This window comes from Nostocoides sp., assembly GCF_037045025.1.
In the GTDB taxonomy this organism is placed as follows: Bacteria; Actinomycetota; Actinomycetes; order Actinomycetales; family Dermatophilaceae; genus Nostocoides_A.
The window spans coordinates 544,385-564,017 of record NZ_JBAOHM010000011.1 but is presented as its reverse complement, the minus strand read 5'-3'; the positions used below and the strand labels follow the sequence as shown (position 1 = coordinate 564,017).

Sequence of the window (19,633 nt, the reverse complement as noted above, 5' to 3'; positions counted from 1 at the left end):
AAGTACAGACCTCAGCGGTAGTCGGGGACGGTGGGGATGCCAGACTGACCGGGTGCACGCTCCCGTGACACCCCGCTTCGACTCGGTCGACGATGTGGCCGCCCGCCTCGCCGCGGCCGACTACATCCCCTCCGACGCCATCGCCACGACGGTCTTCCTCGCCGACCGGCTCGGCAAGCCGCTGCTCGTCGAAGGTCCGGCCGGCGTCGGCAAGACCGAGCTGGCCAAGGCGGTGGCGCGGGCCATCGGCGGCGAGCTGATCCGGCTGCAGTGTTACGAGGGCGTGGATGAGGCCCGGGCGCTCTATGAGTGGAATCACGCCAAGCAACTGCTGCGGATCACTGCCGAGCAGGGGCACAGCTGGGACGAGCTGCGCAGCGACATCTTCACCGACGAATTCCTCCTGCCCCGACCACTGCTCAAGGCCATCCAGGCGCGCGGCGAGACCGTGCTGCTCGTCGACGAACTCGACAAGGCCGACCAGGAGATCGAAGGCCTGTTGCTGGAGATCCTCGGCGACTTCCAGGTCACCGTCCCCGAGCTCGGCACGATCCACGCCGAGCGCGCTCCCGTCGTCGTGCTCACCTCCAACGCCACCCGCGAGCTATCCGAAGCCCTTCGCCGGCGCTGCCTCTTCCTGCACATCGACTATCCCGACCCCGAGCTGGAGCAGCGCATCGTCGAACTCCAGGTGCCCGAGATGACTTCCGCGCTCGCGGAATCCGTTGTCCGCCTGGCTAATCGGCTTCGGATGCTGAAACTGCGCAAGTCCCCCTCGGTAGCCGAGACCGTCGACTGGGGCCGCACCCTAGTCGCGCTGGGCGCCGACGACATGACCCCGGAGCACGTCCGCGACAACCTCGGCGTGCTCTTGAAGCATCAGGACGACATCGTCCGCGCCCGGCACGCGCTCGACCTTTAACCCTCGGCCCAACAACCGCCGCCGCCCGTATGCCGCTCCCACCCGCTCCCCCGCCGCCGCCGGGCGTTCCTGCGCCTGCACGACCCGCGGGAGACCCCTCGGCGCTCAGCCCGCGGCTGGTCGCCTTCGGTGAGTCGCTGCGCGGCCACGGACTGAATGTGGGCACCACCGAACTCATCGACGCCGGCCAAGCGAGCACGATCCTCGGTTTCGAGGACCGCGAACGGCTCCGGGAGGCGATGGCGGCAACCCTGTTGCGGCGCAGCGGGCACCGTCAGGTCTTCGACGACCTCTTCGACGTCTATTTCCCCGCCGCCGTCGGCCAGCGCGCCGCCCTCAGCAACGCGGCTAGCGACAGCACGGCAGGGCCGGGGGACGCGGGCAACCCGGGCCGCACCATCCCCGTCGCCCCCGTCGACGCCGCGAGCCGGCGAGAGGCGGCCGCCGACCTGCGCGAGCGCCTGGCCGCGGCGCTCGCCAGCGGCGACGACGCCACCGTGCGGGCCCTCGCCGCCGAGGTCGTCGCAACCCTCGGGCAGCTGCCCAACCAGGCCACGCTCGGCAGCTTCTCGGCTGCCCAGGCCCTGGACGCGCTCAACCCGCAGACCGCGATCGCGCTCGCCGAATCCCTTGCCCAACAAGCAGGCCCCAATCGCGGCGCCGGCTCGGCGGGTGCCGGCTCCGGCATGGCGGCGGGCTTTTCCCGGGACGAACTGCGCGCGGAGGTCGCCGCCTTCCGGCGGCGCGTCGAGGCCGAGACCCGCCGCCGCAACGCGGAGATCCGCGGCACCGAGCGCATCGCCCGGTATGCCGTGCGCTCCCCCGCCGAGCAGACCAGCTTCGTGCTCGCCGGCCCGGAGGAACTCGCCGAGCTACGCCGCGCGATCGGCCCGCTCGCGCGCAAACTCGCCACCCGGCTCGCGGCCCGGCGTCGTCTCGGCCGGGGCGCGCCGATCGACATCCGGCGCACGCTGCGCCGCTCGATGGCCACCGGCGGGGTGCCGATGCGGCCGGCCTTCCAGCGGCATACCCGATCACGGGTCGACCTCGTGCTGTTGTGCGACATGTCCAGCTCGGTCGCGGGCTTCTCCCGGTTCACGATCATGCTCGTCCAGGCCCTGGCGGGCGCCTTCCGGCGGGTGCGGATCTTTGGCTTCGTCAACGTCGTCGACGAGCTGACCGAGGTCGTCACCCGGGCCGCCCCGGGCGCCGACCTCAGCCGCGCCTTCGACGATGTCGCGCGAATGACCAAGTGGCACAAGAACAGTGACTACGGCACCGCGCTCGTGGACTTCGCCGAGCACCATCTCGACGCGGTCGGGCACCGCACGGTCGTGCTCATCCTCGGCGATGCCCGCACCAACCACACCGACCCCGGCCTGGACGCGTTGCACGCCATCAACGAACGCGCCAAGGCCGTCATCTGGCTCAACCCCGAGCCGTCCCGCCAATGGGATTCCGGCGACTCGGTCGCCCACCGCTACGCCGAGATCGTCGACATGCACGAGTGCCGCAGCCTCGGCCAACTGCGGCATTTCGTCGCCCGGCTACTGCCCGTGTGAGGCGGCCTCGAAGCGGTCGATGGCAGCGGCATACGTGCTCTGCGCGAAGCGAAAGGTGATGTCGCCGTAGTCGAAGAACGGGCCACGGAAGCGGACGATGTCCCGCCAGAGCACCCACCCGGGCTCGCGCTCGATCCGCACGCACAGCGGGCCGCAGCCGATGTCCCCGCAGGTGCAGCCCAGCAGCGCCACCCGGCCGCCATAGTCCTCCGTCCCCGCGCCGTCTCCCGACCAGGTTCCTTCGAGAAGACCGCGGATGTCGGAACTGGCTCGGTGGCCGAGGTAGCCGCCCGTCTCGCCCCGCTCGGCGCGCTCGATCGGGTCGAGCCAGTCGCGCAGGTCGCGGCCGTCGAGCAGGAAGTCGACCACGGGAAACTCGCCCGGACTCGCCCACGGGATCTCCCCGACGCCGACCACCAGCTCCAGGGTCCGGATGCGGTAGTCGGTCACCGAGGCAGCATAGGGTGCGCTGCGTGACCGAGAACCGCCTCACCGCCCTGCTCGCCGGCCGGCCCGCCATCGTCGACGGCGGCTACGGCTGGCTGCTCCAAGACCGTGGCCTGCCGGCCGGTGAGGTCGCCGAGCGCTGGAACGTGGACAATCCCAATGCGATCAAGGCCCTCCACGAGGAGTATGCCGCCGCCGGCGCCACGATCCTGACCACGAACACCTTCGGCGGCACCGCGCCCCGCCTGGCCATGGACGGCCTGGCTGAGCGGGTGCACGAGCTCAACCGCGCCGGGGCCGCGATCGCCCGCCGCGTCGCCGACCGGCACGATGCCCTGGTGGCCGGCGACCTCGGGCCCACCGGCGAGCTACTGGAGCCGCTGGGCACGCTCACCCCCGAGCAGGCCCAGGCTCACTTCGCCGAGCAGCTGCGCGGCCTGGTCGACGGCGGGATCGATCTCGTGCTGATCGAGACGATGAGCGATCTGGGCGAGGCCACGGCCGCCATCGCCGCCGCCCACGAGGTCGCCCCCGACCTGCCGATCATCGCCACCTTCAGCTTCGACACCAACCTGCGCACGATGATGGGGCTCGCACCGTCCGCCGCGGTCACGGCCCTCGCGGCCGAGGGCGTGGACGCGATCGGCGCCAACTGCGGGCGTGGCCCGGAGGAGATGATCCAGATCGCCGGGGAGCTGGTCGCCGCCCGGGCCGGCCACGACCGGCTTCTGATCGTGGCCCAGTCCAATGCCGGGTTGCCGCAACTGAACGGCGACTCCTTCGACTACACGGTCGACCCTGTGGCGATGGGTGAGCACGCCCGGCACTTGCGCGACCTCGGCGTCGACGTCATCGGCGCCTGCTGCGGCTCCTCGCCGGACCATATCCGCGAAGTAGCCGCCCGACTGCGCTGAGGCGACCCGCTACCCGTTGAACTGCGTCGGGTCCGGGCCGGTGCGGAAGCCCTGGTCCAGCCCCTCGATCGCCGCGAGGTCGTCGTCGTCCAGCGCAACTCCGAGGACGTCGAAGTTCTCCGTGATCCGGCTCGGCGTCACCGATTTCGGGATCACGACATTGCCGATCGCCAGGTGCCAGGCGATGATCGCCTGCGCCGACGAGACGCCGTGCTGCGCGGCGATGTCGGCGATGACCGGATCCGCCAGCACCCGCTTGCCGGAGGCCAACGGACTCCACGCCTCGGTCAGGATGCCGTTCGCCGCGTGAAAGTCGCGCAGCTCCCGTTGCTGCAGGTAGGGGTGCAGCTCGACCTGGTTGATCGCCGGCCACTCGCCGGTCGCGTCGTGCAGGCGGGTGAGTTCGGGCGTGAAGTTGCTGACACCGACGGCCCGGATGCGCCCGCTGTCGCGCAACTCGAGCAGTGTCGTCCACGCCTCGACAAATTGATTCCGCCTCGGGGCGGGCCAGTGCAGCAGATAGAGGTCGAGAGTCTCCAGCCCGAGCCGGCGCAGGCTCGCGTCGAACGCCACCAGCGTCTCGGCGCGGGTGTAATCGGTCGGCCAGACCTTGGTCGTGACGAACAGGTCCGTGTGCGGCACACCGGATTCGGCGATCGCCCGGCCGACGCCACCCTCGTTCTCGTAAAGCTGGGCGGTGTCGACATGCCGGTAGCCGACCCGCAGCGCCTCGGCCACCGCGGCATACGCCTCCTCGTCGGGGACCTGCCACGAGCCGAAGCCGAGCTGCGGGATCTCGATCGAGCCGGAGCCGGTGGACAAGGCGAGCGTGGGGACCGTCATACCGCCACCCTAGGTCGCCCCCCGGCCGCGACGGGTGCGCGAGGTCACACGGGCTCCGGGAGCCCGCGGCATACCCACTAGGCTCGGCGATATGGCCATCAGCAAAGTCCTCATCGCCAACCGTGGCGAGATCGCCGTCCGGATCGCCCGCGCTTGCAAGGACAGCGGCATCGGATCGGTCGCCGTGTATGCCGAGCCCGACCGGGACGCCCTGCACGTCAAGGTCGCCGACGAGGCATACGCCCTCGGCGGCTCGACGCCTGCCGACTCCTACTTGCTGCAGGACAAGCTCATCGAGATCGCCCACCAGGCCGGGGCCGACGCGGTGCACCCCGGATACGGCTTCCTCGCCGAGAACGGCCCCTTTGCGCAGAAGGTCATCGACGCCGGCCTGATTTGGATCGGTCCTGGCCCCGAGGCCATCGACAGCCTGGGCGACAAGGTCAAGGCGCGGCACATCGCGCTGGACGCCGACGCGCCGCTCGTGCCCGGGACACCGGATCCGGTGGAGGGTCCCGACGAGGTCGTCGCGTTCGCGAAGGAGCACGGGCTGCCGGTGGCGATCAAAGCGGCATACGGTGGCGGTGGGCGGGGCCTGAAGGTCGCCCGCGAGATGGAGGAGATCCCGCACCTGTATGAAAGCGCGGTCCGTGAGGCCGTGACCGCGTTCGGCCGGGGCGAGTGTTTTGTCGAGCGCTTCCTCGACCGGCCGCGTCACGTCGAGACCCAGTGCCTGGCCGACCAGCACGGCAACGTCGTCGTGGTCTCCACCCGGGACTGCTCGTTGCAGCGGCGCAACCAGAAGCTCGTCGAGGAGGCGCCCGCGCCCTACCTCACCGAGGAGCAGCACACCGAGTTGCTGCGCGCGTCCAAGGCCATCCTCACGGGGGCCGGGTATGTCGGCGCCGGCACCTGCGAGTTCCTCGTCGGCCCACAGGGCGATATCTCCTTCCTCGAGGTCAACACCCGCCTGCAGGTCGAGCACCCGGTCACCGAGGAGGTCACCGGCATCGACCTGGTCCGCGAGCAGTTCAAGATCGCCAACGGCGAGGCGCTCTCGTTCACCGACCCCGAGCCGCACGCGCACTCGATCGAGTTCCGGATCAACGGCGAGGACGCCGGCTTGAACTTCCTGCCGCAGCCAGGCACGGTCACCAAGATGAACGTGCCCGAAGGCCCCGGCGTCCGGTGGGACGCCGGCATCGTCGAGGGCGACACGATCGCCGGAGCGTTCGACTCGATGATCGCCAAGCTGGTCGTGACCGGCCGCACCCGGCAGGAGGCGATCGAGCGCTCCCGCCGGGCGCTCGACGAGCTGGTGATCGAGGGCATGCCGACCGTCGTCCCCTTCCACCGCAAGGTCGTCGCCAACCCCGACTTCGCGCCTGCGAACCCCGATGAGAGCTTCAAGGTCCACACCCGGTGGATCGAGACCGAGTTCGATAACGACATTGCCCCGTATGCCGGTCCCACCGGGGAGGCGGATGAAGCCGAGGAGCGGCAGAACATCGTCGTCGAGGTCGGCGGCAAGCGCCTCGAGGTCTCCTTGCCGGGCGGCCTGTCCCTCGGTGGTGGCGGCGCCGGTGGTGGCGCCAAGAAGAAGGCGCCCCGCCGCTCGGCCGGCGCCAAGGGCGGCGCGGCCGCTTCGGGCGACTCGCTGACCGCGCCCATGCAGGGCACGATCGTCAAGATCGCCGTCGAGGAGGGCCAGCAGGTCGCCGCCGGCGAACTCGTGCTCGTCCTGGAGGCCATGAAGATGGAGCAGCCGATCAACGCGCACAAGGCCGGCACGATCACCAGCCTGAGCGCCCAGGTCGGCGCCACGGTCACCAACGGCCAGGTCCTGGCCGAGATCACCGACGCCTGACGCCTGACGCCTGGCGCCTGGCGCCCGGACACTCGCCGGAGCTCAACAAAGTCGCTGAGGTCTGCGTTTCTTGCCGAGGTCGTACTTCGCGGAGTACGACCTCGGCAAGAAACACAGACCTCGGTGGTATTTGCATAAGTCTGTGCTTATCATTAGGTGTGACTTATGAGAGTGCGGCGGCGTTCGACTGCCTCGGCAGCCCGACGCGTCGCGCCCTGCTGGAGCTGCTGCGCGACCGGGAGCTGTCCGTCCGGGAACTCACCGACGCCCTGCCGATCAGTCAACCCGCGGTCAGCCAGCACCTGAAGGCGCTGCGCGGCGCCGGGCTGGTCACCTCGCGCGACCACGGGGCCGCCCGGCTCTATCGCGTCGACCTGGCCGGGATGACGCAGGTCCGGGCCTGGGTCGACTCGTTCTGGGACGACGTCCTGGCCGCCTTCGTCGCCCATGTCGAGACGGCCGACGGACGCGTCGCCCGTGCCGCCGACCATGCCCATCCCAACCATCCCACCGACGCGACCGGAGATATCCCATGACCAGCCACGCCACCCCCCACTCGAGCACGCAATCCGCTGCCCCGATCATGCGCGCCGCTGTCGTCGGCATCCCGCCGGATCGCGCATTCGACGCCTTCGTCCACCACCTCGGCGCGTGGTGGCCGCTGACCACCCACGGGGCCTTCGGCAGCGACGGGACGGTCGCGCTGGAGGGTGAGGAGATCATCGAGACTGCCCTGGACGGCCGGCGCTGCGTGTGGGCCGAGGTCACGGCCTACGAGCCGCCCAATCGGCTTGTGCTGCAATGGCATCCCGGTCGCGAACCCGAGGAGGCGAGCGAGGTCGAGGTGTCGTTCACCGCCGTCGCCGGGGGCACCCGGGTGGACGTCGAGCACCGCGGCTGGGAACGGTTTGGCGAGTCCGCGATGCTGCGGCGCGCTGTCTATGCCCGGCCCGGGGCCTGGGGCTCGGTGCTCGACCACTTCGGCGACCTCATCGAGGGCGACCACCGGCCGGACGAGGGCGACCTGGCGACGCTGGCTGCGGCATACGCGAGCTTCTATGACCTCGCCGAGACCGGGCAGTTTGGTCCGGCGCCGGACGGCGAGTGGGACGCGCCGCTGACGATCGCCCACGTCGCGCTGAACGACATCGCCATGTCCGGCGTATGCCGCGCCCTGATCCATCGGGAGACACCGGCGTTCGCGAACGACCTGAGCCAGGACCGGGCGGTCATGGGCGCGCTGATCGAGCGCTGCGGCGATCACGCCGGCCTGGTCGCGTTCGGGCGGCGCCAGGCCGCGACCCTCCAGGCCCTGCTGGCCCGGCTGGACCCCGACCAGCGCGAGAGCGAGGTGCCGTGCCGGCTGACCCACGACGGTCAGGTCGTCCTGGACGCCCCGCGCGCCTGGTGGTCCCTCGCCGCCGTCGGCCAGGCCACCTTCCACCTGCCGGCCCACGTCACCCAGCTGACCAACCTCCAACCGCGCTGAGGCCTGTACTTTTCGCTGAAGTCTGATGAGCGGTAGTACGACCTCGGCAAGAAACGCAGACCTCGGCGAGGCGGCCTGGCTAGGGTGGCCGGCATGCGCATGCGGCATACGAGGAGCATCGGCGCGGTCCTGGTGACCGGCGCGGTCGTCACCGGCACGATCCTCGCCGGGGGCGCGGCGAGCGCGCGGACAACCACCACCCGCGAGCCGGTGATCGTCGACGGCGCGGCGCAGCCGGTGTTCTCGACCGACCCCCGCGACTGGGTCACCGGCCGCGGCTGGGTCACCGTGCCCGTCGACTCCGACCGCGACGGCACGCCCGATCGCATCCACGTGCGCTGGGCGCGCGCCAAGGACGCTCCCGCCCGGGTGCCGGTGATCTTCGAGGCCAGTCCCTATTTCGCCGGCGTCAACGACGTGCCCAACCACGACGTCGACCACCCGCTCTATGACCCCCGCACCGCGGACCAAACCCGACCGGTCGACATCTGGACGGCCAAGCAGTGGATCAGCCGCGGCTTCGCCTGGGTCGAGGCCGACGCGCTCGGCACCGGGCCGTCCACCGGCTGCCCGACCACCGGCGGGACCAACGAGACCCTCGGGCCCAAGCGGGTGATCGATTGGCTTGCCGGGCGCGCCACCGCGACCGGCCCCGACAGCAAGCCGGTCCGGGCCACCTGGAGCACCGGCAGCGTCGGGATGATCGGCACGTCCTACAACGGCACGCTGCCCAATGCCGTCGCCAGCACCGGCGTCGCCGGCCTCAACGCGATCATCCCGATCTCGGCGATCTCCGACTGGTATGGCTACTACCGCGCCGGCGGGGCCGTCGTCGCGCCCGAGGGCTACCAGGGCGAGGACACCGACGTGCTCGCCAAATTCGTTCTCACCCGGGCCAATCCGGGCATCTGCACGCCGGTGATCCGCGACCTCGCCCGGCGCCAGGACCGGCGCACCGGCGACTACAGCCGGTTTTGGCAGCAGCGCAGCTACCTGCGTGATGTCGCCAACGTCCGGGCCGCCGTGTTCGTCGCCCACGGCCTGCAGGACTGGAACGTCAAACCCTCCCAAGCCGGCCGCTGGTATCGCGCGCTGCGCGCCCAGGGCACGCCCGCGAAGATCTTCTGGCACCAGGGTGGCCACGGCGGGCCGCCACCGATCGCGGCCCAGTCGCGCTGGTTCACCCGCTATGTCATGGGCGTGCGAAATGGCGTCGAGAACGACCTGCGCGCCATCATCCAGGACGACAACGGCAGCAATCGCCGGTATGCCGATTGGCCCGTCCCCGGCTCCCGCCCCCGCTCCGTGGCGCTCGCCGACCTGACGCTGCGCGCCGGCACCCCTGCCGCGCAGCTGCGCTTCACCGACCGGCCCGACCAGAGCCTGCAATCCTTCACCGAGCGCCCGCGCCGCCCCTCCGGTCTCGCCTTCGCCTCCGGGCGGCTCGCGCGCGAGACCCGGATGTCGGGCTTCGCGTCGGCGTCGGTCCGGATGACGCTCGGTCAGGGCGCGGCCAATCTGTCACTCGGTGTCTTCGACCTCGCCCCCAACGGGAGCGCGGAACTGGTGACGATGGGCTGGGCCGACCCGCAAAACCGCAACTCGCTCTGGCGCACCGACCCGATCACGCCCGGACAGCCGCTCACGGTAGCGGTGGACTTCGAGGCGACCGATCACATCGTCCCCGCGGGACACCAGGTCGCGGTCACGCTGCTGCAGACCGATCACGACTTCACGATCCGCCCGCCCGCGGGCAATGTCATGACCGTCGACTCCCGGCTCAGCACAGTGACACTCCCGTTGTCGCAGCCGCTGCCCTAACGAGCCGGCCGAACCCTCGCCGGCAGGCAACCTTTCCGCGCCCAACTCCGTGTCGGAGGATGAGCCGAGAAGGAGGGTGCGGGAGTGTTCGGACCTGCCAAGGCCAGGCGCGACGCCGAGTTCACGGCGTTCGTCGAGGCCGCGCAGACGCCGCTGCTGCGGATGGCGTATGCGCTGACCGTCACCTCGTTCGACACCCCTGAAGGTGGCCAGACCGGGTTCTTCGCCATGCTTGTCGACGCCGGCGCGGCGCGGCCGAAACTGACCTCTGCGCCGATCCTCACCTGGTCCGACGACCCGCAGATCGCGCCGATCCCAGGGACGGACCACGCCGTGTTGTGGACCGAAGTCGGCACCACTAAACCTGGCCGTCCGTTCGACCGAATCTCCTGGGAGCGGCCGGACGGCAGGCGAGTGACGGTCACCAACCACTGACTGGGCGGCGCGCCGGGGCGCGCTCAGCGATGAGAGAGTGTGACGATGGACTTAAGATGCGAACTGGGCCGGCATGACTGACGACCGACCGCTGGCCCACTCCGGCGAGGGCCTGGCCGCCGGGGAGCGGGAGCAGTTGGTCTATGTGTTGGAGAACCGGCTGGCACCGGCCCTAGAGGCGGCCGCGAGCGCCGTCCGGGAGGCCGAGCGTTCCCTGGCCGACGCCCAGGATCGCCTGGCCCGGGCCGAACTCGCCGCGAATTCCCCGTATGTGTCCGACCCGTTGATCTTCATGCGCCGCTCGGTCGAGGAGGAGGTCGACGCGCTCGAGCGCAAGACGACCGCGAAGAAGATCCGGACGTCATACCGCTTCCTGCTCGATCGCGCCGTGGAACTGGCCGGCGCCGAGGTGGCCCGCTTCCACGACGATCAACGCGCGCAGCACCAGGAGCGGCAGGAGGGCGTCGAGGCCTGCCGAGCCGCCGAGCAGCGCGCCGCCGCGGCGCTCGACGAGGCCCGGCAGATGCAGGAGCGGGTCCGGGCGAGCGAACAGTCCGCCCGGCGCGGGCTGCAGCTGCTGTTGGACAAACTCGGCCCGGCGCGCCCCTGACGGGCGCCACTACTGCCGCAACCCCGCAGCCATTCAGGTCGCGCATCCGGGCACCTGGGCGGGGTCACGCGGCTCCCATAGGTGCATCGTCACCCCTGCCGCTCCCGCGTCCGGGGCATAGCGGACAGCGTGCCCACCTGGGAGAAATCACGGGCCAAGTCGAGTCCGACAGCGTCCAGCAAGCAGGGTCGATATTGCGCGGCGTGCCGGGGGCGGTGAGGACCCAAGCTCCGCGCATGGCACAGGCATCGAGACCGATGACATAGCGGGCCGTTGCGTCGCTACCCGGGTAGCCGCCGAGAATCCAGTCCTGACCAACGGGTTTCAGCCCAAGCTGGAACTGGTAGCCCGGGGAGTCGCCGGTCAGGTCGAGCAACGGCATACCGGGAACAGACCGATCTCCTGCGCGGTGGCCAGGTTCCGCTGCGTGATCGCCGCGTCGCCGGGCGCCAGGCCGACCACCGCCCCCGAGGTCCCGACGGTTGTGGCGACGTCGGAGTCCCACGTACTCGCATACCCGAACGGCCGAGCCAGATGCATCGCTGTGAACGCGGCCGTCACGGCCACCGCGGCGAGGGCCGGCACCGCGAGATTGACGTCGATCTGGTGGGAGCCAGCCGCCCGCCAACCGCGAAAGACCCACCATCCGCTCAGCGGCGCGCCAACGACGAGCAGCGCCGCCCCCGGCAAATCGCTCGTATGCCGCTGCGGCCGAGCAGGAGCACGCCGGTCGCCACCACGACGGCGAGAGTCGTCGACGAAATGATCTGGCTGGTCAGATCGGCCCCAGCCCGAAGGGGTCGACCCGCACGAGGTCCGCGTGCCCGCCGAGCAGGGTGGAGGCGTGCACACCGTGCGAAATCGTCGCCGGCAGGTCGGCCAGCGCGGAACGGGTGAGCGCCGCGACGGCGCCGAGGCTGGCGAGGATCGCCAGCGGCATACCGCGCAGCCAGCGGCCGCGATGAGGGTCGATGCGCCGAGGAAGGAAGCGAGGAGCAGCACGGTCAGGCACAGCCCCCAGGCCGCCACAATGCGTTCGCCCGCGCTTGTTCGCGGGCTGCGCCGGTCGGCGCCAGCAGCGGTCACGGGCCGGGTGTGTAGTGCCGCCCGCGCCAACGCCGCGTGCGCGGGCTGCGGGGCAACCGGGCTGTGAGGGAACCCACCACGCCGGCCGGTGCCCGAAGGCGGGTGCGCAGGCGAGGATGGAAGCCACATACGGCACAAAGGAGTGGATGAGGTATGCAGTTCGGGCGCAGCTACGAGGAGTTCGAGGTCGGGGCGACCTACAAGCACTGGCCGGGCAAGACGGTCACCGAGTTCGACGACCACCTCTTCTGCCTGCTGACGATGAACCACCACCCGCTGCACTTGGACGTCCACTACGCCGAGGAGACCACCCAGTTCGGCAAGAACGTCGTCGTCGGCAACTACGTTTATTCGATCCTGCTCGGCATGTCCGTGCCCGACATCTCCGGCAAGGCGATCGCCAACCTGGAGATCGAGTCGCTGCGGCACGTGGCCCCAACTTTCCACGGCGACACTCTGTATGGCGAGACCAAGGTCCTCGACAAGTGGGAGTCCTCCTCCAAGGACGACCGCGGGGTCGTGTATGTCGAGACGATTGGCTACAACCAGGACGGCAACGTCGTCTGTATCTTCCGCCGCAAGGTGATGGTGCCCAAGAACAACTACCTTCAGGCCCGCGGCGGCGAGCAGCCCGGCCGCCCGGTCCCCCGACCGGACAAGAACTGGACCGGCGAGTAGCCCGACTGCGCCTACCGAGCTCTGCAGCCAGCCCCGACACCGGGGTTGACGCGAGAACGCCGGGAATACACTGCGCTCCATGACCCCGGACGACGAGTTCTTCCTCGCCGAGTTCCACCAGGCGCTGGAGCAACGGGAACTCACGCCCGACGATCCGCGGCATGTCGACGTCACGGCTCATCCCCAGGCGTTCGGACCCGACGTCATCACCGAGTTGACGCGCATCATTGCCCGCAGTCAGGCCGGGACCATGGCGTATCTCACTGGCACGCGTGGGTCCGGCAAGAGCACCCAGGTCCAGCGCCTGAAAGGTGAACTGACAGCTCGCGGTTTCGCGGTCCTCGACGTCAACCTCGAGGACTACCTCAATCTCCGCAGACCCCTCGAGGTCGTTGAGTTCCTCTACGCCATGGTGGGCGCGATCTCGGATGGTGTCGCAGAGGAGCGCTGGATCCCGGTCGACGAAGCCATCGCAATCGGGTGAGGACGCCTGGCGCAGTGGTGGCGGGGAATCATCGATCGGGTCGAGATCGCGCCATCGGCCGAGGTGGCCCTCGGCATGGATCTGTCCGGCTTGCTCAGCGCAAAGGTGAACGTCAAGGCCGAGCTTCGTCAGGATGAATCCTTCGTTGCCGCGATGCAGGCCTACCTTGGCGGGCGGGTGAGCCAACTGTCCGATGAAGCCGACCGCGTCGTCCAGGAGCTCAGCAATCGGCTTCGCGAGGTCTGGGAGAGGCAGGGGCGGCCGTGGTCGGGGTTGGTGGTCCTCTTCGACTCCCTCGACCATGTGCGGGGAACCGACTTCAGCGAGGTCCGGCGCGCACTGCAGACGCTGTTCGACCAACATGGATCGACGATCCGGCTCTCCTCGGCTCGGATGGTCTTCGTCGTCCCGCAATGGCTGCATCTCGACGGCGGGGTCAGGCGGGTCGTCAACGTCAAGATCGCGCAGGAGGACGGCACTGGCTTCCGGCAGGGGATCGCCCTGCGGGAGCTCGTGGTCCGCAGGGTTCCCGGTGGAGAGCTGGACCGGCTCTTCGCGAGGGACTCCGATGTCGACTTCCTGCTCGCCGCCAGCGGGGGCCACCTGCGCGACCTGTTGCACCTGCTGTTGAACGCCTCCTCGGTCACCGACCAGTTGCCATTCGGTCCCCTGACCCTCGAACGGGCGATCCAACTCGGCACCGAACAGCTCACGCCGATCGCGGACGACGAGCGGGCGTGTTCGGTATGTCGCTGCGACTCACGCGATCCCGCTGCACAGCCAGGGCGAGTGGGAGTCCTTGGCCGGCCTGTTCGATCGCCATCTCGTCCTCGGCTACATGAACGTCAAGTACTGGTTCGACGTCCACCCCTTGATCCGCGCAGAGCTCGACCGGCAGCCGCTCGAGAGCCCATGACCAAGGACCCCGTCGACGACGCCTGGGCGCGGCTGCGCCGCCATCTCGATCGATCGCGATCCTTCTGGTTCGGCGTCGTCGTGACCTCGGACGCGCGTCTGAGCGACGAGTTGCGCAGTCGTGCGGAGTGGAATCGTCAACGTCACGTCCAACCCTTCGTCATCCTGCGGCCAACGTCCGCGTCGGCCCTTGCCGACAGCTATGCCTGGCTAGAGCGAAACGCCGCCGGGCCCGGCGGCTGCACGTGGCTGGAAACGTCTCCGACGTCGGCACACGATACGGATTGGCTTCGCGCGTGGGACGTGTTGGCAGCCGAGCTCAATCACCGCCGTGAGCGTATGCGGCATGCTTGGGGTGGACTGATCCTGATCCTCCCCGAGGCGGCGAAGACGCTCTTCCAGCATCACGCGTCGGACCTGTGGTCGATCATTGACCTCCTCGTGACGAGCGTGCCCATGGCGGGCCCCAGCGACGGCGCCAGGACTCGCCCGTCTGCCGCCGGCACGCCTGCCCCAGTCGAGGGCGTTGGCGGCCGGGCCGCCCTCACCCAGTCCGACGACGAGGATTGGGTCGATCGGCTCCGACACGTCCTGGAGGTGCCTCCTGAGCGGTTGTTGCAGGCCGATGCCGACACCTGGCGCCTCGCCGCCGACGAGGCACGTCGGCGGGGCGATGGCTTCGCCCTCGGTTGGCTCTACCGTGCCCGAGCCGTCGGGCGCGCCGGCACGGGGGATGGAGCGGGCGCGATAGCGGACCTGCGGTCCGGGCTCGACGTGCCCGATCTGCCGGCTGATGTGGAAGCGGCGCTGCGCTCCGCTCTCCTTAACGAGCTTTGGCTGAGCAGCGACCGTGCTGCCGCCTCGGCCGAGGCTCAAGCGCTACTACAGCTGCGCGAGGACCTGAACGCCCGGATCGGCGGCCCCCAGGAACAACGCGACCTGTCCGTCTGCCTGAACAATGTCGGCCGGGTCCACGACGCCCGCGCCGACTGGGACGCCGCCCTGGCCGCCTACACCCGTGCCGACGAACTTTTGCAGGAACTATCGGCTGCCGGCCGGCTCCAGCCCGGAGATCTGGACTGGCTTGGCGAGCTACGCAGCCGAACGGCCGGTCTTGCCGATCGGACGACGCGGCAGCCGTTGGCCCAGTCCGGTCACGTCCCTTAAATGGGGGGCTGGCCAAGATCCCTTCCGGGCGCAAGGATGTCGCCGCGCGGAAGGGAGAAGAACATGGGATTCAGCGTATGGCGACGCACGGCCACGGTGGCCGCGTTCGCCGCAGCAGCATTGACCGCCTCGGCGTTCGGGGCACCAGCAATGGCCGGAACGGGAGGTGGGGAAAGCCTCGACTTGGGCGCGGCCTTCGCCACCCCGATCGGCGGGAAGGCCGCGGAGGCGGCACTTGGTGATCGCCTTGATCAGGTGGCCAAGATCAACGCGTTGACGCGGACGAAGCTGCGAGACCTGTTGAGTGACAAGGCGATGCGAATCGATCGGACCGGGCACGTCCTGGCGATCGACCCCAAGCCGACGATCCCGCCGGCACCGGGTGCGTCCACTCGGTCTGAGCGCGGCCCCTACCCGTATGAGCAGACCTTCCAGCTGCACTCCAAGCCCGGCTCGAGCAAGGTTATTTATCTCGACTTCGACGGCGAGGTGATCTCGGGAACGGCGTGGAACACGAACTATGGCGTGTCGACGAACTACCAGCCCGGCTTCAGCCTCGACTCCGACCCCAGCTTCAACAACGCCGAGATGGACGCCGTCCAAGGCATCTTCCAACGCGTTGCCGAGGACTACGCACCTTTCGATGTCGATGTGACGACCCAGGACCCCGGTGTGGCGGCGATCGACCGAAGCGGATCGGGCGACCCCTACTTCGGGACCCGGGCCCTAGTCACGGCGAGTTGGGAGCTGTCGGGCAACATCTGTAGCGACAGTTGCGGTGGCGTGGCATACATTGGCGTCTACGACCTCACCTCAAGTCACCAGTATTACCAACCGGCACTTGTCTTTCCGCACATGCTCAGCAACGGCGAAAAGTACATCGCCGAAGCGGTCACCCACGAAGTCGGCCACAACCTGGGGCTCTACCACGACGGCCTGACTGATGGCACGGCCTATTACCAGGGTCATGCCATGTGGGCGCCGGTCATGGGCGTCGGCTACTACCGCCCGGTTGTCCAGTGGAGCGCGGGTGAGTACTCCGGCGCCAACAACACCGAGGACGACTTGGTCGTCATTCAGGCCAATGGCCTGTCCTACCGATCGGACGATCACGGCGACTCGCCGGCATCGGCCACCGCTTTATCCGGCACATTCCCGGTCACCGGCAGCGGCATCGTGTCGACCCGTTCCGACGTCGACGTCTTCGCCGTGACGACGACGTGCTCGGCCACCCTTTCAGCCGCGGTCAATCCGGGGCCACGAAGCCCGAACCTCGACGCCCGCGTCCGGATACTCGACGCGAGCGGCGGCACGCTCGCCTCGGCCGATCCACCGGCCACCATGGTCGACTACGACGTCGCCGGCGGGCTCGGCGCGACGGCCAGCACCACACTGCCAGCCGGCACCTACTACGTCGAGGTGGATGGCGTCGGCTATGGCACCGCGAGCACTGGGTATACCGACTACGCCTCGCTCGGCCAATACACGGTCCAGGTCAACGGCTGCACCGGCCCAACCACCACCACCTACAAGCAGGTCAGCGCCGGCTTGGGACACACCTGCGCCGTGACCACCGGCGGCGCGGTCAAGTGCTGGGGCGATAACGCCTACGGCCAGCTCGGCAATGGGACCACGACCGACTCGGTGGCGCCAGTCGCCGTCAGCGGTTTGTCTTCCGGCGTGACCGTGGTCTGGACAGGCGCGAACCACGCCTGCGCCAACCAGGTCGGAGCAATCAAGTGCTGGGGCCTGAACGCCAACGGCCAGCTCGGTGACACCACCACGGTCAACCGCACCACCCCCGTCCAGGTCCTCGGGCTGACCTCAGGGGTGCGGGCGCTCACCGCCGGTGACGCCTTCAGCTGTGCGGTTAACGCCGCTCGCGCGGTGCGCTGCTGGGGTCTGACGTATGGCGCCCAGCCCAAGACCGTCAGCGGCGTCAGCGGCGCCGTGCAGGTCACCGCCGGCGCCGGACACGCCTGCGCCGTCACCACGGTCCGAGCCGCCAAGTGCTGGGGCAACAACGCCGCCGGTCAACTCGGCGACGGGACCCGGACCAACCGCACCAAGGCGGTCCAGGTCAAGACCATGGCCAGCGGTATCGCCGGCATCTGGGCCGGCAAGAACCACACCTGCGCCCACGCCTCCCAGGGCTGGGCCAAGTGCTGGGGCGCCAACGCCAACGGCCAGCTCGGCGACGGCACCCGGACGACCCGGCTGACCCCCGTCATGGTCAGCGGCATGTCGACCGGAATCGTCGGCATGCGCGGCGGCCTGGCGTTCACCTGCGCTGTCAACGTCAGCCGGCAGCCCTACTGCTGGGGCCGCAACCTCCAGGGCCAGCTCGGCACCGGCTCCACCGTCGGCGACGCCACCGTGCCGCAACCGGTGGCCAACTTCGGCAGCAACAGCGCCGGGATGCTTGCCGCCGGCACGGCGCACGCCTGCGTGCTGGACCAGGTGAGCTCGCGGGCCTACTGCTGGGGCGCGAACGACCAGGGCCAGGTCGGCGACGGCACCCTCGTCCAGCGGCGCACCCCCACGCTCGTCGTGGAGTGACCGCCTGACTGCGAACGCCCGCCCCACCCTCCGGGGCGGGCGTTCGCGGTGGAGGTCGGCGCCGAGTTTCGCACCGCTTGTCTACCCATCGAGCACCAGACTTCGTGAGATCTCCGCCAGCGGGGCGTGACAGCATACGGCTGTGAGTGAGAAGCAAAAGGTGGCCGACAACCGCTCGCGAGAGACCACCGACGAGTTCCGCGCGTTCGTCAAGACCGGCTGGTCGCCGCGAGGCGACGCCACGCCGGACCGCATGCCTTCGGCGCCGTATGCCGCTGTCCGCCGGGCCGCGCTGTCGCAGCAGTTCCGCGGTGAGCGGCTGGTCATCCCGGCGGGCGGGTTGAAGGTGCGCAGCAATGACACCGACTATGCCTTCCGGCCGCACACGGCATTCGCCTATCTGACCGGCTTCGGCGCCGACCGGGAGCCGGACGCGGTCCTCGTCCTCGATCCGACCGACGACGGGCACGACGCGGTGCTGTTCTTCCGGCCGCTGGCTTCGCGCGATTCCGACGAGTTCTTCGACGACGCGCGGTTCGGGGAGTTCTGGGTGGGGGCGCGGCCGAGCATCGCCGACATCGAGGCCGAGGCCGGGCTGACCGGGCGGCACATCGACGACTTCCTCGATGCAATCGCCAAGGATGCCGGCGAGGTCGTCGTCCGGATCGTCCGCGACTGCGACCCGCAGCTGACCGCGCAGGTGGACGAGCGCCGGGTCTCCGAGGGCCGCGAGAAGGAAAACCTTGAGGCGGCCGATGACGAACTCGCGCACGCGATTTCGCTGGCCCGGATGGTCAAGGACGAGCACGAGATCGAGCAGCTGCGCGCGGCGATCGCCGCCACCCAGGTCGGCTTCGAGGCCATCATCGCCGAGCTTCCCCGGCTGGCCGAGACGGGCCGCGGCGAACGCTGGGTCGAGGGCATCTTCGGCCTGCATGCCCGCCATCAGGGCAACGGCGTCGGCTACGACTCGATCTGCGCCGCGGGCGATCACGCCAACACCCTGCACTGGGTCAAGAACACCGGCGAGATCGCTGGCGACGAGCTGATCCTGGTCGACGCAGGCGTCGAGGTTGACTCGCTCTACACCGCCGACATCACCCGCACCCTCCCGGTCGCCGGCACCTTCAGCGACGCCCAGGCGGAGATCTACGACGCGGTGTATGCCGCCCAGCAGGCCGGCATCGCCGCGGTCAAGCCCGGCAACGCGTTCAGCGACGTGCACGCGGCCGCCATCCGGGTCATCGCCGAGCACCTGCACGCTTGGGGCCTGCTGCCCGAGGGGATCGATGTCGAGGCCACCTTGGACAAGGAGCACGGCCAATACCACCGCCGCTGGATGGTGCACGGCACCAGCCACCACCTCGGGCTCGACGTCCACGACTGCGCGCTCGCCACGCGGGAGGAATACAAGGACGCCGAGCTGCGCCCGGGCATGGTGCTGACCGTCGAGCCGGGGCTCTATTTCAAGGCCGACGACGAGCTGGCGCCGGAGCGCTTCCGGGGGTTCGGCATCCGGATCGAGGACGATGTCCTGGTCACCAACGACGGGAGCGAGAACCTCTCTGCCGGTATGCCGCGCGATCGCGCCGCCGTCGAGGCCTGGATCGCCGGGGTCCAGGCACGCTGAGCTGAGGGTAGCTAGGTTCCTGGTTTGACCATGTGACCAAAGGACCCGATTGCGCCACAGTTTGAACGCGCAAATCATGGTCACAAAGCGGTATCGACCCCGCGTGCCCGGTGGCTTTTCCCACCAGCACCAGATACAACAGGCGCACCACTAAGCGCGGCGCCGGGGTCGTTTCGCGTGCCCGAGCGCTGCGCGAGAATCGAA

At 69.6% G+C, this 19,633-nt stretch carries 18 protein-coding genes; 14 read left to right on the top strand and 4 right to left on the bottom strand.

From position 1 onward, the window contains the following. Positions 1 to 52 precede the first annotated feature (52 nt). Entirely contained in the window at positions 53 to 922 is an 870-nt protein-coding gene (locus V9G19_RS13855; protein ID WP_462285989.1) for an AAA family ATPase, read from the top strand. A 29-nt stretch (positions 923 to 951) separates the two neighbouring features. Further along, the gene (locus V9G19_RS13850; protein ID WP_462285988.1) at positions 952 to 2,484 is read left to right on the top strand and encodes a VWA domain-containing protein; all 1,533 of its coding nucleotides are present in this window, start codon (positions 952 to 954) and stop codon (positions 2,482 to 2,484) included. Here V9G19_RS13850 and V9G19_RS13845 read toward each other — a convergent pair. Next, positions 2,470 to 2,934 (bottom strand): hypothetical protein, encoded by a 465-nt coding sequence (locus V9G19_RS13845; protein ID WP_462285987.1) that lies wholly within the window; start codon positions 2,932 to 2,934, stop codon positions 2,470 to 2,472. The genes V9G19_RS13850 and V9G19_RS13845 overlap by 15 nt on opposite strands. A 23-nt stretch (positions 2,935 to 2,957) precedes the next feature. Here V9G19_RS13845 and V9G19_RS13840 point away from each other — a divergent pair, with 23 nt between their 5' ends. Continuing rightward, a complete protein-coding gene (locus tag V9G19_RS13840; protein ID WP_462285986.1) occupies positions 2,958 to 3,845 on the top strand; it encodes a homocysteine S-methyltransferase family protein in 888 nt (295 codons plus the stop codon). 9 nt (positions 3,846 to 3,854) lie between these two features. Here V9G19_RS13840 and V9G19_RS13835 read toward each other — a convergent pair whose 3' ends face one another. Then, positions 3,855 to 4,688: an aldo/keto reductase gene (locus V9G19_RS13835; RefSeq protein ID WP_462285985.1), complete on the bottom strand. Its 834-nt coding sequence runs from the start codon at positions 4,686 to 4,688 to the stop codon at positions 3,855 to 3,857. Between the two features lie 91 nt (positions 4,689 to 4,779). On the opposite strand from V9G19_RS13835, the gene V9G19_RS13830 reads away from it, so the two are divergent. From V9G19_RS13830 to V9G19_RS13805, 6 genes are all read left to right on the top strand, one after another. Next, positions 4,780 to 6,555, top strand: coding sequence for an acetyl/propionyl/methylcrotonyl-CoA carboxylase subunit alpha (locus V9G19_RS13830; protein WP_462285984.1), 1,776 nt, complete (start codon positions 4,780 to 4,782; stop codon positions 6,553 to 6,555). Positions 6,556 to 6,713: 158 nt separating this feature from the next. Continuing rightward, positions 6,714 to 7,091 carry an ArsR/SmtB family transcription factor gene (locus V9G19_RS13825; RefSeq protein WP_462285983.1) on the top strand — a complete coding sequence of 126 codons (378 nt, stop codon included), beginning with the start codon at positions 6,714 to 6,716 and terminating at the stop codon, positions 7,089 to 7,091. Continuing rightward, positions 7,088 to 8,044 carry an SRPBCC domain-containing protein gene (locus V9G19_RS13820; RefSeq protein WP_462285982.1) on the top strand — a complete coding sequence of 319 codons (957 nt, stop codon included), beginning with the start codon at positions 7,088 to 7,090 and terminating at the stop codon, positions 8,042 to 8,044. Before V9G19_RS13825 ends, V9G19_RS13820 begins: the two co-directional genes overlap by 4 nt. A 93-nt stretch (positions 8,045 to 8,137) precedes the next feature. Continuing rightward, complete coding sequence (locus V9G19_RS13815; protein WP_462285981.1) at positions 8,138 to 9,865, top strand: Xaa-Pro dipeptidyl-peptidase; 1,728 nt, start codon at positions 8,138 to 8,140, stop codon at positions 9,863 to 9,865. Between the two features lie 84 nt (positions 9,866 to 9,949). Continuing rightward, a complete protein-coding gene (locus V9G19_RS13810; protein WP_462285980.1) occupies positions 9,950 to 10,300 on the top strand; it encodes a hypothetical protein in 351 nt (116 codons plus the stop codon). A 73-nt stretch (positions 10,301 to 10,373) separates the two neighbouring features. Further along, positions 10,374 to 10,910 (top strand): hypothetical protein, encoded by a 537-nt coding sequence (locus V9G19_RS13805; RefSeq protein ID WP_462285979.1) that lies wholly within the window; start codon positions 10,374 to 10,376, stop codon positions 10,908 to 10,910. A 363-nt stretch (positions 10,911 to 11,273) separates the two neighbouring features. Here V9G19_RS13805 and V9G19_RS13800 read toward each other — a convergent pair whose 3' ends face one another. Both V9G19_RS13800 and V9G19_RS13795 read right to left on the bottom strand, forming a co-directional pair. Continuing rightward, positions 11,274 to 11,600: a hypothetical protein gene (locus V9G19_RS13800; protein WP_462285978.1), complete on the bottom strand. Its 327-nt coding sequence runs from the start codon at positions 11,598 to 11,600 to the stop codon at positions 11,274 to 11,276. Between the two features lie 85 nt (positions 11,601 to 11,685). Beyond that, complete coding sequence (locus V9G19_RS13795) at positions 11,686 to 11,922, bottom strand: hypothetical protein (RefSeq protein ID WP_462285977.1); 237 nt, start codon at positions 11,920 to 11,922, stop codon at positions 11,686 to 11,688. Between the two features lie 227 nt (positions 11,923 to 12,149). Between V9G19_RS13795 and V9G19_RS13790 the strand changes: the two genes are divergently transcribed. The 5 genes from V9G19_RS13790 to V9G19_RS13770 all read left to right on the top strand — a co-directional run bounded on the left by V9G19_RS13790 (position 12,150) and on the right by V9G19_RS13770 (position 19,429). Further along, positions 12,150 to 12,674, top strand: coding sequence for a MaoC family dehydratase (locus V9G19_RS13790; RefSeq protein ID WP_462285976.1), 525 nt, complete (start codon positions 12,150 to 12,152; stop codon positions 12,672 to 12,674). Positions 12,675 to 12,753: 79 nt separating this feature from the next. After that, complete coding sequence (locus tag V9G19_RS13785; RefSeq protein ID WP_462285975.1) at positions 12,754 to 13,158, top strand: hypothetical protein; 405 nt, start codon at positions 12,754 to 12,756, stop codon at positions 13,156 to 13,158. A 75-nt stretch (positions 13,159 to 13,233) separates the two neighbouring features. Then, on the top strand, positions 13,234 to 15,240 hold the full coding sequence (locus V9G19_RS13780; RefSeq protein WP_462285974.1) for a hypothetical protein: 2,007 nt from the start codon (positions 13,234 to 13,236) through the stop codon (positions 15,238 to 15,240). A 63-nt stretch (positions 15,241 to 15,303) separates the two neighbouring features. Beyond that, a complete protein-coding gene (locus V9G19_RS13775; protein ID WP_462285973.1) occupies positions 15,304 to 17,799 on the top strand; it encodes an RCC1 domain-containing protein in 2,496 nt (831 codons plus the stop codon). A 142-nt stretch (positions 17,800 to 17,941) separates the two neighbouring features. Further along, positions 17,942 to 19,429 (top strand): aminopeptidase P family protein, encoded by a 1,488-nt coding sequence (locus tag V9G19_RS13770; RefSeq protein WP_462285972.1) that lies wholly within the window; start codon positions 17,942 to 17,944, stop codon positions 19,427 to 19,429. Positions 19,430 to 19,633: the final 204 nt, after the last annotated feature.